Annotated in this window: 9 protein-coding genes; 2 read left to right on the top strand and 7 right to left on the bottom strand. The window is 46.6% G+C overall.

Going from position 1 to position 14,861, the window contains the following annotated elements; all coding sequences use genetic code 11:
* Positions 1–222: 222 nt before the first annotated feature.
* Together T408_RS0104275 and T408_RS0104260 are read right to left on the bottom strand one after the other, a co-directional pair.
* Positions 223–2,148, bottom strand: coding sequence for a fructose-bisphosphatase class III (locus T408_RS0104275; protein WP_028118855.1), 1,926 nt, complete (start codon positions 2,146–2,148; stop codon positions 223–225).
* A gap of 919 nt (positions 2,149–3,067) precedes the next feature.
* The gene (locus T408_RS0104260) at positions 3,068–6,196 is read right to left on the bottom strand and encodes an LPXTG cell wall anchor domain-containing protein (RefSeq protein ID WP_028118853.1); all 3,129 of its coding nucleotides are present in this window, start codon (positions 6,194–6,196) and stop codon (positions 3,068–3,070) included.
* Positions 6,197–7,061: 865 nt separating this feature from the next.
* Here T408_RS0104260 and T408_RS0104250 point away from each other — a divergent pair.
* A complete protein-coding gene (locus T408_RS0104250) occupies positions 7,062–8,054 on the top strand; it encodes a nuclease-related domain-containing protein (RefSeq protein ID WP_084543901.1) in 993 nt (330 codons plus the stop codon).
* Between the two features lie 442 nt (positions 8,055–8,496).
* Here the strand turns inward: T408_RS0104250 and smpB are convergent, their stop codons facing one another.
* The 5 genes from smpB to T408_RS0104220 form a co-directional block, all read right to left on the bottom strand.
* Positions 8,497–8,967 carry an SsrA-binding protein SmpB gene (gene smpB, locus T408_RS0104240; protein WP_028118849.1) on the bottom strand — a complete coding sequence of 157 codons (471 nt, stop codon included), beginning with the start codon at positions 8,965–8,967 and terminating at the stop codon, positions 8,497–8,499.
* A 21-nt stretch (positions 8,968–8,988) separates the two neighbouring features.
* Complete coding sequence (gene rnr / locus T408_RS10830; protein WP_035420076.1) at positions 8,989–11,376, bottom strand: ribonuclease R; 2,388 nt, start codon at positions 11,374–11,376, stop codon at positions 8,989–8,991.
* Between the two features lie 20 nt (positions 11,377–11,396).
* Positions 11,397–12,146, bottom strand: coding sequence for an alpha/beta hydrolase (locus T408_RS0104230; RefSeq protein ID WP_028118848.1), 750 nt, complete (start codon positions 12,144–12,146; stop codon positions 11,397–11,399).
* 121 nt (positions 12,147–12,267) lie between these two features.
* Positions 12,268–12,489: a preprotein translocase subunit SecG gene (secG, locus tag T408_RS0104225; RefSeq protein WP_028118847.1), complete on the bottom strand. Its 222-nt coding sequence runs from the start codon at positions 12,487–12,489 to the stop codon at positions 12,268–12,270.
* Positions 12,490–13,042: 553 nt separating this feature from the next.
* A complete protein-coding gene (locus T408_RS0104220) occupies positions 13,043–14,545 on the bottom strand; it encodes a hypothetical protein (protein WP_157060756.1) in 1,503 nt (500 codons plus the stop codon).
* Positions 14,546–14,644: 99 nt separating this feature from the next.
* On the opposite strand from T408_RS0104220, the gene T408_RS0104215 reads away from it, so the two are divergent.
* A partial coding sequence (locus tag T408_RS0104215; RefSeq protein WP_028118575.1) for a helix-turn-helix domain-containing protein occupies positions 14,645–14,861 on the top strand: 217 nt, incomplete at its 3' end.

The raw sequence follows: 14,861 nt of genomic DNA, 5'->3' as shown, positions 1-14,861 counted from the left end.
GGTTTATTTTGTCTTGAGAATTCTAGTCAGCCTTCTACCAGTGAGGGGATCTGAAATTTTCATGGTCATTTATGAGTTATTTTGCCTGGTCTTCTTGCTCTCTCCTAGCAATCGCTCCCAGTAGGGCTGCCTTCAAGTCGGCTTCGACCTTGACTAGGTCCGCTTCGGCTAGCTGGCTTTGCTGGCGCTCTTCTTCAAGGCCAGGCAGAGCTGGGCGCTAGATTAATATTTCTCATAATTCATATATAAGAAGTTTAAGTCTTCAATCTCCTTGGCCAGACGGTCACCGATAGTGGTTTCTTTGACCAAGGTCCGGTTGTCAACCCGGTCCACCAGACGGCGCAAGGAGACCACGTCTTTCTTGTTGGCGACGGCATCTTCCTGGCTCGAGAAATCATGGTGGGCCACCAACTGCATGCCGTGACTATTGGAGACCAAGGTATAACCGGCGATTCCAGTGGTTGATTGATAAGCCTTAGAAAAGCCACCATCAATAACAATCAAGCGGCCACCAGCCTTGACCGGGCTCTCGCCGTCCTTGGCCTTAACGGGCGTATGGCCATTGATGATATGGGCCGTTTCATCCAGGCCAAATTCGTTGAGAATATCCAAGCAATTGCTCTCATTGTTGCGTAAGTGATAGTAGGCGTTTTTGGGTTCTTGGTGGGTGGCGAGATCCTCGATATAATAGCGTTCAAAGGTCTTCATCCCGGCCTTACCGTACAAGGATGAAGTCTCGCCGCACCACAAGTACCACAAGAGGTCTGTCGAGAAGTCCTCGCCCTGACCTCGGTCTTGGAAGCTCTTGAAGATATGATCCTGGTAAAAGTCTAACAAGTCTTTGCCTGCATAGGAGACCATATTTATCCGCAAGGACTTGAAATCCCCATTGTCATGCATAGGAATACAGCCGTGGATCAAGAGGTTGTTGTTGTAGACCAAGTACATGGCCCCATTATCCAAGAGAAAGTTGACATGGCGAGTCAGCTTCTCACTGGCTTGAAAGGCTCGCATCAACTTGTCCAAGAGGTCCACTTCTTCCTCGGTTAAGGCCAGAGGATCAGCCGGATCCACAGTCGGCGCCTGGAAGTCAACCAAGGGGTGAACCTTGCCAGCGAGTTCGATGGTCCAGTCCTGATAGTTAACCTGACTTAATAGATCGCGGTCCTTCATCCGAAATTCCGGCCGCCGCTGGTAGATCTGACCTTCTAGCTTGAGTTGGAGAATCATCGTTGCTTGTTGCACTCGGTTAAGAATATCAATCTCGTGCTGGGACATCTGACAGCTGGCATCATAACGAGGCTGGAAAGTCTCTAGCGGCTCATAATACTTGAGCGCATACTGAATCAGAGGGCGGATATTGATGCCATAAGCATCCTCAATCGTATCCAAGTTAGCATAGCGAGCCGAGATCCGGATTACATTCATCATGGATACCTTAGACCCCGCCAAGCAAGCCATCCAAGTAATATCATGATTGCCCCATTGAATATCCACCGAATCCACCGCCATCAGCCGGTCCATAATCAAGTCCGGAGCCGGCCCCCGATCATAAATATCCCCCACTACATGCAGGTGGTCAACAGTCAACTTTTGAATGGTGATGGCCAAGTAGCGAATCAAGGTGGGTGCCTGTTTGTATTCAATAATTTTGTCCATAATCGATTGAAAATAACCCTGCTTATTGACCGTCGGATTAATCTCCGATAAGAGTTCTTCTATTATATACATGTACTGCTGAGGCAAACTCTTGCGGACCTTAGAGCGAGTATACTTGGTCCCAGCAAAATTAGTCACTTCCAATAACCACTGAATGCGCTGGCGATACCAAGCTTCTAAGTCCTCCGGCTTCTGGTCACGCGCTTCCAACCGCAACTTATCTGTTGGATAATAGATCAAGACGCACAGATCCTCTACATCGATCTCATCCAATCTGCCCTCAAAGCAGTCCATCACCTTCTGCTTGATGGAACCCGACCCATTCCGCAAGACGTGATTAAAAGGCAGGAATTCCCCATGCAAGTCACTGACAAAATGCTCCGTCCCCTTAGGCAACTGCATAATTGCCTCCAAATTAATAATCTCCGTTAAAACACTCTCCTTGGTCGGAAACTTCTCCTTCAACAAGGCATAATACTTATCATTCATGGCCGCGCCCTCCTTTCTTCTATTGTAGCTTATTTGAGGCGAGTTTGGAATCGGTTTCATTATGATGTTTTGAGCTTTTAGACCCTGGAGGGGGGGATGGCTATCACACTCAAAATGGATTTCAGGGGTGATGGGGTGAGTCTATCGCATCCCAAAGTTATTTCAAGAGTGATGGAGCCTGACTATCACACTCCAAATTTATTTCAAGGGTGATGGGGCTACCCCATCACACACCAAATTTATTTCATGGGTGATGGGGCGAGCCTATCACACTCCAAATTATTTTCAAGGGTGATTAGAGCCGCCCATCACACTCCAATTTTATTTCATGGGCGATGGAACTCTCCTATCACACCCAAAATTATTTTCATGGGCGATGGGAGGAGCCTATCACACGTAAAATTATTTTCAAGGGGTGATTGGGAATGCCCATCACACACCAAATATTTTTCAAGGGTGATGGAGACTGGCCATCACACTCCAAATTATTTTCATGGGCGATGGAGACTGGCTATCACACTCCAAAGTTATTTCATGGGCGATGGGAGGAGCCCATCACACTCCAAATTATTTTCAAGGGTGATGGGGCGGGCCTATCACACTCCAAAATTATTTCATGGGTGATGGGACGAGCCTATCACATTCCAAATTATTTTCAAGGGTGATGGGGCGGGCCTATCACACTCTAAATTATTTTCAAGGGTGATTGGAACCGCCCATCACACGCAAAAGTTATTTCAAGGGTGATGGAGCCTGACTATCACACTCCAAAGTTATTTCATGGGTGGTTGGGCGTACCTATCACACCCCAAATATTTTTCAAGGCGATAGCCCCCGCCCATCGCAGGTCAAATTCACTTCGCAACTAATAGATGGTTTGAAAAAACACCAAGGAATTTATCCTTGGTGTTTGTTTGGTCTAGAAGATTAGATCGTTGGGGAGAGCTTCGTCTTTTCTTCGTTTAACTTGCGCGAGGCCAAGTCCTGCTAGGATGGACATGACGGCAGTGGTGAAGATCAGGCTGGAATCGGTCATACCGGTAGCCGGTAGGACGTTCGATCTGGCTGGATCGACAGCACTTGCTGCTGGAGCTGATTGCTGTCTGTTTGTATTGGCCGGATCGGCTGCCTGACGTTTGGCTTGAGGCTTCGCTTGTACAGGGTCTGAAGCTAAGGTCTTGCTTGAAGAAGTGCTTCCGCTTGGTTGTTGAGATAGATCATGAACCTGTTGGGTAGCATCTAGGCGGACTTGGGCAAGGTTTCTAGCAGCCACTAACTCCTTCAAACGAGGGAAAGCTTCATAGCTACTTGGCTGGGATAGATTAATCGCCTGCACTTGAGCTAGATAGTGACGGGCTTGGTCTAACTTGGCTTGAGCCTGGGCTAAAGCTGCTTGGGCATCTAAGACTGCTTGCTTGGCCGTATTCAAATCAGCTTGACGCGCTTGAACTTCTGCTTGCGCCGCTGCTACTTTTTCTTGAGCTTGAGCATACTCTGGATGGTCAGCGTAGACTTGTTTTTGGTGGTCTAGAGCAGTAGCTAAAGCTTGTTGGGCTTGGGTTAGGGCTTGTTGACGGCCTTGGACTTGTTGCTGAGCATTGGCTTGAGCCTCTTGACTAGCAATCGTTGCAGCTTGAGCAGTCTGAAGGTCAGCTTGCGCTTGTTCCAGTCTAGTTTGAGCATCGCTTACTTGACCTTGAGCTTGGGATGCTTGCGCTTGGGCCTCTGTTACTGCTTGGCTAGCGGCCGCAATTTCACTACCAAATGTAGCCAAGTTGGCTTGAGCTTGGTCACGGGCTGATAGTTTCGCTTCATAATTACTTTGAGCTTGAGCGTAAACTTGCGCCACTTGATTGACCGCTGCTTGAGCCGCATCGCGATCCGCTTGGGCTTGACCCAAAGTGGCTTCCAAGTTTTGATTGTTGGCCTTTAATTGTTCTAGGTCCGCTTGGTTTTTGCTGATACTTGCATTAAGCTGAGCAACATTGGCTTGGCTGGACGCCAAATCAGCTTGTAGCGTTGTCAATGACGCTTGATTAGCCTGTTGTTGCGCTTGTTTACCAGCGAGGACCTGACGGCTAGTGGTTAAAGCTTGGTTCTTGGCGGATAAGTCCGCTTGAGCCGCTTGCAATTGATTGTGCGCTTGGCTAGCTTCCGCCTCCGCTGCTTGTAAATCTGCTTGCGCTTGGGCTAAGGCTTGCTGGTCTTGAGCGCTAGGGCTTGCATGACCATTAAGGATATTTTTTAGGTTATTGTAGTAATTGTTGAAGCGAGTCAGATATTCTTTATAAGAATAGGCTTTTTCATTAGGGTTTGCATTAAAAGCTGATCCGTAGACTTGAGTATGAATAATACCGTAATCAGCATTTTTCTGACCAACAGAAAAACCTGTAGAAATAAAAGAATTATTCATATGGTTGGTATAATGACCTGTCGTCGCTCCATCAGGAGTAGATTTAGGCCCAACAGGTGCTTGATCATACAATAGTTTTTCTTTATCATACCATCCATCATAAGGATTAGAGTGTCCCCAAGACAAGTTTTCTCCGTTAGCTTCTCCTTTTGCTCCCCAGTTCTTTGAATGACGATTAGCGAAAATAGCTGAGTAATTCCCATTAATTTGAGCTATGGCCATTAATGAATCAGTTACCTTTAGACCAGCCATCGGTGAGAAATTGTTGTCTCCTCGGACACGTAAATTATTACCAATTTTAATAAATTCCAAGGCAGCTTTCATATTATCAAGCGAGGTGGTATCTTTAGGGTCACCAATCTTTGTATAGCTTAGCATAGGCTGACCGTTGGCACCCCTAGCATTGGTCTTGAATTGGTTCAACGCCTCCGTCGCCCCCATCTCTTCAAAGAAGCCGATAGATCCCTTGTTCCACTGCTCTTGAGCGCGGCGACGGTCCGCTTCGCTGACTCCGCTGTTGATAGCTGCTTGCGCTTGATTGTAAGCCGAACGTGCTTGTTGGACCTTGTTGTCGGCCAGACGCTTGGTTTCTTGAGCGCGGTTGACTTGCTCTTGGGCTGCTTGAACAGATGCTTGGTCTCGGTTAACTTGACCTTGAGCAGTTAGAAGATCTTGGTTTAATGTTTCTTGTTGGCCTTGGTTTTGATTGATTTGGTCTTGAATCGCTTGAACAGCTGATTCTTGGCGATTCAATTGGCCCTGATCGCTCTGAATATTCGATTCTAGGCGTGATTTTTCCTCTAGGTATTGCTTGTTTTGCGCACTGAGGTCCGCTAATTTATCTTGTGCTTGATTCAGCTTTGCTTGCTTGGCTTGCTGATCAGCTTTGGCTTGGGCTAGGGCTTGACTGGCTTGGTCTAAATCTGCTTGCGCTTGATCAAGGTTAGCTTTGGCTGCCTGGTATTCCGGCGAATCTTGGGAAAGTGAAGCTAAATGCGCTTCAGCTGCTTGAACGGCTTGTTGAGCTTGAGCTAAGTTTGCTTGGGCCTGACTCACCTGAGCTTGTGCCTCTTTGACTTGACGGTCTTGGGCCGCTTCTCTGGTCTGAGCGTCCGTCACCGCTTGGTCGGCTGTTTGCGCTTGACTTTGTGATTCCTTTAAGTCCGCTTGGGCCTGGTCTTGATTGGCTTGAGCTTGTTGGACGGCTTGGTTGGCCTCAGAGATAGCAGGTGTAGTCTGAGTTTCCTTGAGTTCCGCTTCAGCTTGCGCTTGACGGTCTTGAGCTTGACCTAAACGAGTTTCCGCAGAGGCTTGATCCGCTTGAGCCGTTTCAAGCTGACGTTCCGTCTGGCTAACCTCTGCTTGCGCCTGGTCCACCTGAGCCTGTGCTTCAGCATTTAGATGCGCTACTTCCGTATCCACTGCCGCTTGACTGGCATCAAGAGCTGCTTGTTCCGGTGAGACAATAGTAGCAGCTTCCACTTGGCTATCAGACGGTTGTGGGGTTAAGTCAACCGGATGACCTTCTTGCGCTTGAGCTTCAGTTCCAACAATCACAGCGACCGAACTGGCCACCGCTAAGGAAGTGACAACTTTACCAATTTTACGAATGGCATAACGATTAGTCGATTCCACTTAATTTACCTCCAAAATTAAAAGTTTATTATCTTAATTTTAATATATTTAATTAATTTGTAAACACTTTAGTGAGCAATATATCCATTTTGTGGTTATTTTGACATTAATTTGTAATATTCAGCCAAAATATGGATTTATACTTGTGAAAAGTGGAAGTGGTCGGCTATGAAGGTGCTTTTGGATACCAAATTTATTTGGAGAGGAATTGAGATCCATTATCACATGCAAAATAATTTTCAAGGGGGATTGAAACCGCCCATCGTACTCCAAAGATTTTTCAAGGGTAATTGGGCACGTCTATCGCACTTCAAATTTATTTCATGGGCGATGGGGACTGCCTATCACATCCCAAATATTTTTCAAGGGCGATTGGACGAGCCTATCGCATCCCAAATTTTTTTCATGGGTGATGAAGTGACCCCATCACACCCCAAATTTTTTCATGGGTGATGGAGCTCTCCCATCACACACCAAATTATTTTCAAGGGCGATGGAACTCATCTATCACACCCAAAATTATTTTCATGGGCGATGGGACTCGCCCATCGCACACCAAATTTATTTCAAGGGCGATGGAACACTCCCATCACACCTAAAATTATTTTCATGGGCGATGGGAACTGCCCATCACACCCCAAATTGTTTTCATGGGCGATGGAGCACGCCTATCACACGTCAAATTATTTTCAGGGATGATTGGGAATGCCCATCAAACGCAAAAGTTATTTCAAGGGCGATAGGACTCTCCTATCACATCAAAAGTCGATGCTTAAGTTCCCTCCTTGATGAGTCAATTTAAACAAATCTCTACAAAATAAATGGATTTGTCGATTTTTCGTGTATTTAATAGATAGGAGGTGCAATGATGGAAAATTTGACGTTGCAGTTTTTGGAGATTTTAGCGCGGCGCAACTTGTTGGATGAGGCCAAGCAGAGGAGATATCAGTGGCTGAAGCAGGGATTTGAGGGCGAGTTGGAGTTGGTTAGCTTGTTGGAGGAATTTCGTTTGGGGCAATACCAGCTGATTCACGACTTGGCCTTGGATTACCGGGGAAAGTTTCAGATTGATTTCTTGTTAATTTTTGACTCGGTGATTTATCTTCTTGAAGTTAAGAATTACTTTGGTCGCTTTGATTATTTGCCCGGTGGTGAGTGCCAGCTGCGCGGTCAAGCGCTGGATGAAGACATCATCAGCGGCGTAAGCAGACGCGCTTACAAGTTGGGCCAGCTTCTTCAGGAGGGAAAACTGGACCGGTTCAAAGTCGTACCAGTTCTGATTTTTATCAATCCCTACTGCCAACTTGGCGAGATGCCAGATGCCCAGGGTGCTCTAGAAATTCTCGCCCGCTGCCAAATTCCGACCTGGATTCAAGAGCTACAGCAAGCAGGCCACCGAAGAGTTTCCGGCAATGATTACGAAAAAATCGTGGCTCTCATCGATCATTTTCAAGATTCGGCCTCCTATTTGCCTAAATCCATTAGGGATCTGCCCTTTGATTCAATTCAAGTCGGCCTGTTTTGTCCGCATTGTCGCCTTCTGTTGGAAAATATTGGTAAAATATATACTCATTGCCCTCGCTGTGGCCAACGCCACCACAAGGGGGTGCTTTTGGATATGGCTTGCACTGACTTGGCCCTGCTCGCTTATGACGACCCAAAAATTCTGACACGGTCAAGAGTCAAGGCGCTCGTCGGGCCGGGGGTTAGCGACAACTATATTTACCAGCACCTCACGAGTCACTATCAAGCGCACGGCTGCAATCGCTACCGCTACTACAGCTTTCCCCCCGGAACCAGTCCGGTACACTCTTTCTCAGTTGAAGACCTGGACTTGATCCGAAAATATTGGAGGTAAAGCAATCTGGCTTCTGGGCCGCTTCATGTGGGAATATGGGAGGGTGGCTATCGTATACAAAATGGAGTTCAAGGGTTATTGGGTTGGGCTATCGCACGCCAAATTTATTTCAAGGGTGATGGAAATCACCCATCGCACACCAAATTTATTTCAAGGGCGATTGAAATCTCCAATCACACTTCAAATTTATTTCAAGGGTGATGGAACAATCCCATCACATCCCAAATTATTTTCATGGGCGATGGAACTCACCTATCGCACACTAAAATAAGTTTTATGGGTGATGGAGCCCTCCCATCACACGCCAAATTTATTTTCATGGGCGATGGGGCACACCCATCACATCCCAAAATAACTTTCAAGGGCGATGGAGCCTAAACCTTGACCCCGCCTCTCGCTCCATGTAAAGGCCCCGGCTAGCTTGGCTAACCGGGGCTTGGTTTTAGTATCTTTCTTTCATGGCGCGGTCGATGTCGCGTTTGGCTTGTTTGGCCTTGAGGTCGTGGCGCTTGTCGATCTTGTTTTTACCGCGGGCTAGGCCGATTAAGACTTTGGCCCGGCCACGTTTCAAGTAGACCTTCAAGGGGATGACGGTGTAGCGGTTCTGGCGGACTTCGTTATAGAGGTCGCGGATCTCCTTTTTGTGTAAGAGGAGTTTACGGTCTCTGAGGGGGTCGTGGTTGAAGATATTGCCTTGTTCGTAGTGGCTAATGTGGACATTCTTCAACCAAGCCTCGCCGTCTCTAAAGGAGACGAAGCCGTCAGCGATGTTCATCTTGCCTTGGCGGACGGATTTGATTTCTGTTCCCTTGAGGGCCAAGCCGGCCTCGACGGTTTCTAGGATTTCGTAGTCGTGGCGGGCTTTCCGGTTCTGGGCTAAGGGTTTGTCTTTGACTTGTTTTTTCTTGGCCATGTCAAGCCCTCCTTTCTCGTGTTACTTTCTTTTCTTGATTTTAAAAGGGTGCTTGCCCTTCTTGCCCTTGCCTTTATGCTTGGGCTTGGATTGGCTTTGGGACCGGTCTGCTTTTCCGGATCTAGAAGACTTGCCAGACTTCTGCTTGCTGGAGTTGGTCCGGCGCTTACCGCCTTTTTTGCCTCGAGACTTAGAGGACTTCTTCTTAGACGGGACGTCGGTGCCACCGAGGACGGTGACGTCGTCAAGGGGCTCGGCGTCTAGGAGCTCGAAGTCGATCTCGCGCTCGGCTACGTCGACCCGGGTCACCTTGACCGTGACGGATTGGCCAATGCGGAAGACCTTGCCGGTCCGCTCGCCAATCAGCATCAGGTGGGCTGGGTTGAACTGGTAGAAGTCGTCCAGTTGGTCTAGGCGGATCAAACCTTCAACCGTGTTAGGCAGTTGGATAAACATACCAAAGCTGGTGATCGAAGAGATAACCCCAGCAAATTCCTGGTCCACCTTGTCGACCATGTACTCGGCCTTCTTCAAGGCTTCGGTCTCGCGTTCGGCTTCAACGGCCCGGCGTTCGGTTTTGGAGACCTTGTCGGCAATTTCTGGGAGGCGACTTTCGATCTTATGAAGTTGGCTATCTTTAGGCCGACCCGTTAAGTATTGGTGGATCAAGCGGTGGACCATCAAGTCCGAATAACGCCGGATTGGCGCGGTAAAGTGGGTATAGTCTTGGGCCGCTAGACCGTAGTGGCCACTAGGTTCCTCGCTATACTTGGCTTGCTGCATGGACCGCAGCATCATGGTCGAGACGGCCTGCTCATAAGGCTCGCCTTGAACTTGCTTGAGGGCTTCCTGCAGTTGCTTAGGCCGGATGTCATCGGTGGACCCCCGTAAGATGACACCGAAGCTGGTAATGAATTCCGCAAAACGGTCCATTTTTTCGCTGTCGGGTTGTTCGTGGATGCGGTAGATCAATGGCAGGTCCTTATCGGTATAGGCAGCGGCTACGGTCTCGTTGGCCACCAGCATGAAGGATTCGATCAGGCGCTCGGCGGTGTGGCGCTCGCGGACCACGATATCCAAGGGATGGCCTTCTTCGTCGACAATAATTTGTGCTTCCGGCGCATCAAAGTTCAAGGCCCCCCGGCGTTCGCGCATGGCTTCAAGAATCTCATGGAGTTCCACCATGTCTCGAACCATGTCTTGAATATGAGGGTATTGCGCTTGAACGGCCTCATCGCCTTCAATCATGGCATTGACTTCATCATAAGTCAGCCGGTAACTGGACCGGATCACGGCCGGATAGATCTTGTAGCTAGTGACCCGGCCTTGGTGATTGATCCGCATCTGACAATTCAAGGTCAAGCGGTCCTCATCCGGTAGAAGCGAACAGATCCCGTTGGACAAACGTTGTGGCAACATCGGGACCACCCGGTCCGTCAAGTAGACCGAATTCCCCCGGTCCAAAGCTTCCGCATCCATCGGGGTCCCGGCCGGTACATAATAAGACACATCCGCAATATGAATCGACACGTCGAAGTCGCCATTGTCATAGCGGCTGATCGCAATCGCATCATCTAAGTCCTTGGCGTCGGCCCCATCAATGGTCACCACCAAGTCCGACCGGCAGTCGACCCGACCTTCCAAGTCTTCTGGGCCTACTTCTTGATCAATGGCAGCTGCTTGGTCTAAGACTTCTTGTGGGAATTCATGAGGAATTCCGAACTGGAAGAGAATCGCCAGAATATCGGCACCTGGTGCATCCTTGTGACCAATCTCCTTGGCCACCAGACCGGTTAAGAGGTTGGGTTCTTCCTTGGTCGGATAATCCTTGATCTTAACCACCACAATCGAGTCATGGGCCGGATGGATCCCTTCTTCTAGAATCTTGATCCGGTTAGCAGAAAATTGCCCTTGAGGCTCCACCTCGCCCAAGTAGCCGGTCTCTTCTCTTACTTGACGGTTATAAGCATGGAAGACTCCCACCAATTGACTGGCAGAACGTTCCACAATCCGAATAATTTCAGCTTCAGACCCCTTACCTGTGGCAGGGTCTACTTCCTTGATCACCTTGGCTTCCACCAAGTCGCCATCCATGGCGTTGCCCCGATAACGAGCCGGGACAAAAAGGTCCGGTTGGTCGGGATCATAAGTAATAAAGCCAAAGCCCCGGTCATTGGCCCGGTAGGTTCCCTCCACTAAGCCCAAAGGCTCCTTGAAGGTGAACTTGCCCCCAGCTAAGAGCTGGATTTGGCCTGTGCGCTCTAAGTAGGCTAGGGCCTTGACGAGTTTTTTGTAGTTTTTGGAACCGCGATAATTAAAGCGGTTGGCTAATTCCTTGGTGCGGAAGGCTTCTCCCGCGTGGTCTTGGAAGAAATCCAGTAGGGATTCTTCGAATTTAGATAAAGCCATTGTTTCCTCCTTTTGAGGTCTTAAGAATAATCAATAAATTGCAGTAGGTCACGTTCGAATTGGTCGCGCTCGCGGTTAACCGTGATGACGTGGGTATTATCCGGATACCAGTTGAAATCAACATCCGCTTGAGGCAGACTATGCTGCAAGCGCTTGGCATCTTCAGCTTCAATCATCTCATCCGCTCCTGATTGCGCAATAAAAAAGGGCTTGTCAATCATCTCCAAGCCCGCCTGCAGGCTCATCTGGAACTTGTTGATCGCCTGCATCTGCTGGTAGTAACCCCGCATCAAGGCTGCTTCATCCTGGAGGAAGTCGGCCTGAGTCTTACCAGCCTGCTTGTAGAGATATTGGGCATAAGGCAAGAAGTTCCCGATGACATCCACCGGCTTCTCGGTTACGACCGGCGAATTGAAGACACCGCCAGCATAGACTGCCGGTTCATGGATCAAGCACCAAGTGGCAAAGAGTCCACCCAAGGACAGACCAAAGACAAAGAGCTTGTCATAAGACCGCTCCTTCATAAAGGCCAGACTCGCCTGGGCATCCTGCAACCAATCTTGAGTCCCCGCTTGAAACAAATCGTCCAACTGACCCGTTCCGTGACCAGCAAACTGGGGCAAGGCCACCTCATAACCATGACGGTTCAACAAGCGACCCACAAGATTGACATCCGCGGGCGTCCCCGTATAAGCATGGAAGAGGATCACCCCACCCTTGGGCTCCTCCTGGGGGTAGAACTTACTTCCTGATGGTAATTGTGACTCCACGACATCCCTCCTCTTTTGACTATCATAACCTACTTTGCCCCAGTCATAAAGGATTTCACTCCTCTGGACCCACAAAAAAATTCCCTGATGCGAGCACCAGAGAATTTGACCTATCTATGGGTTAGATCATGGCCAGAGCAATCGCCAAGACAAAGAATAACACACCGAACACACTCGTTGCCCGAATCAAGAACGCTTCAAATCCACGAGCCTTGGCCTTAGACTGACCATCATCGGCACCGGTTAACATACTAGCTGCATTACTCTTGGAAGGCTGCATAATAACCAAGATAATCAAAATCACCGCAACCACAATCAGGGCGGTTAGTAATATATTATACAAGCTGAATCCTCCTTTAGTTAAAGTCCACCTAAGTATTTTAACATACCTTTCGCCAGAAGACCATCCTAATTCGCGGGGGAAAGGGAGATGATCGGCAGGCCCTATCGACCTTGAAATTTATTTGGAGGGTGATGGGCAAGCTCTATCTCACTTGAAATTTATTTGGGGGCGATGGACACGCTCTATTACACTTGAAATTTATTTGGGGGGCGATGGGCAAGCTCTATCACACTTGAAAATTATTTGGGGGGCGATGGGCAGTCTCTATCACACTTGTAATTTATTTGGAAGGTAATTGGCACACCTTATCTCACTTGAAATTCATTTAGCGGGTGAATGTGTATCGAAATTACTCCCCTCATCATACGCTTCTCCCCCTGCTGACCACAAAAAAGCGATGAGATACGAGGTCTCATCGCTTTTGATTTAGAAGATTTGCTGAGGTGATGTTGGGACATGCCATTTGAATATCAATGACCAGACTAACCTTTACTCAAGTTCTTCTTTACTGGCTAAATCTATTCCTATAAAAATCAAATGGATACAATGATTATTAATAACTTTGGAAAGTCAAACTATAGTCTGAGCCTAGCGTATCATTTATAATTTGACTAGGCTCATTAAATGCTTTATTGATTTTGTTTTGGAGGCGATAATAGCTGGATTCATCAAGAATCTGACTAATATCTTCTTCAAATTTCACATCGCCATCAGAAAATAGTTTAGGTAAATATCGATTCGCTGAACGTTGTAAGCTGGAGTCTCCTACTTCAGCAGACAGGAGTATTTCCTTATCGTGTCTATCAAAATAAATGTTTACGGGGATATTAAAGATTCTTTCTAAGACAGCACCAATTTCGCCAGTAAATAATTGATTCGAAACGTCTTCTTGTTGCTGTGCACCATTCATCAATTCAACAAGTTTATTTGCTCGATACTCAGGATCTTGTAGTGAATTAACATTCTGTAGAGATTCAGTCTGAGTCATTTCTCCTCTATCATTGATCTGATAAATAGGCATATAGCTATTATTATAAAGAACTTCAATAGAGCTAGGTGATACTCCAATTAACTCAGTGATCGCTAAATACGCCTCATCAAATTTTCCCTTAAATAATGCGTTTGCACTATAAATGTAATCTTCTTTGATAAATTTATTTTTGGGATTACTATTGTAGTCCAAATTGTTTAATTGTTCCAACCTTACACTGATTTGGGGAATAAAGTTATCAACGAGTACCTTATCAATGTTTTTAATCTTAAGCGATAGGTTTTCTTCACTTAACTGGTTACTATAATCCATTAATTCCCGAACCATTTTGTTTCGTTGATTAATTCTATCAAGAACATCTCCATCAAAATGTGAATTTGAAACTGCAAACAAATATTGCTTACCTATATTTTCAAATTGAAATGCAAATTTTAAGCGAGGATTCAGTCCCTCAATCGGTATCTCCTCTGATATTTGCCTACAAATTGATTTTAAGTTCAATTCATGGCTAGCTAGGTCCAACTGACTTAAAGTATCCAAACTCGATTCATTAAGCTCTTTTATTTCTGAATTAATCAATGAAACTAAGTAATCTTCCCCACTGCTATCAACACAAACATTCATTTCTGGGAATTCCTCTGATAATTTCTTCGTCACAAATTCATTAGCATAGTCTCTCTGGTAATCAAGCGTATAGTCAGATATTTTTTCACCATCGACATAAGTGTATAAATCATGAGGTTTAGCTTCCTCGTCGTCGAAGTCACCCACTAATTGAACTGTTAAAGGAGTTTTTGAAGCTGCTTCTTGCCCAATTGATTGTGATAAGGCACTAAAGTTTGAATCTGAAAAATCGCGACCAAATCCTAAATAATGGTTAATCTCAGTTGCTGATCCATTAATTAATATCTCGTGTTCTTCTTCATTCAATTCATTCGGTTTGAACCTTAAATAAATATTATTTCCCTGAAAATATAAGCGGGAAGAATAATTATCTGTTTGATGACGAGAAGCATCTTCATTATATTTATCAACAAACAATTTTATAGGTTCATGCTTTTTCATATGATAGATTGTAAAATTAATTGCGACAAATAATAAAAACCCATAACAGGTTCGTGTAAAATGTAAGTTACCACACCAACATGAACACGGAGGCCTGTTATGAGCTACAAACATCTTACCATAGAAGAACGATTAAAAATAGAAGTCCTGCATAAAGAAGGCTATAAAGTTAGCCGAATAGCTGATATTATTGGCTGCCATCGCTCAACGATTTATCGAGAGCTGAATCGTTGTCACTCAGAAGCCTATCAAGCTAGATCAGCGCAAAAACATGCGAATAAAAAGAAGGCTTCAAAAGGTCGTCGTCCTAAGCACC

Origin of the sequence: Hutsoniella sourekii ATCC 700629, from assembly GCF_000518205.1 — a bacterium.
GTDB lineage: Bacteria > Bacillota > Bacilli > Lactobacillales > Aerococcaceae > Hutsoniella > Hutsoniella sourekii.
The sequence above is the reverse complement of the archived record's forward strand: the minus strand, read 5'-3'. Positions and strand labels throughout refer to the sequence as shown.

Bases quoted from the DNA above. Each gene is read 5' to 3' on its own strand.
- T408_RS0104275 (WP_028118855.1), bottom strand. From the start codon at position 2,148: ATGAATGATAAGTATTATGCCTTGTTGAAGGAGAAGTTTCCGACCAAG.
- T408_RS0104250 (WP_084543901.1), top strand. From the start codon at position 7,062: ATGATGGAAAATTTGACGTTGCAGTTTTTGGAGATTTTAGCGCGGCGC.
- smpB (WP_028118849.1), bottom strand. From the start codon at position 8,967: ATGGCCAAGAAAAAACAAGTCAAAGACAAACCCTTAGCCCAGAACCGG.
- rnr (WP_035420076.1), bottom strand. From the start codon at position 11,376: ATGGCTTTATCTAAATTCGAAGAATCCCTACTGGATTTCTTCCAAGAC.
- T408_RS0104220 (WP_157060756.1), bottom strand. From the start codon at position 14,545: ATGAAAAAGCATGAACCTATAAAATTGTTTGTTGATAAATATAATGAA.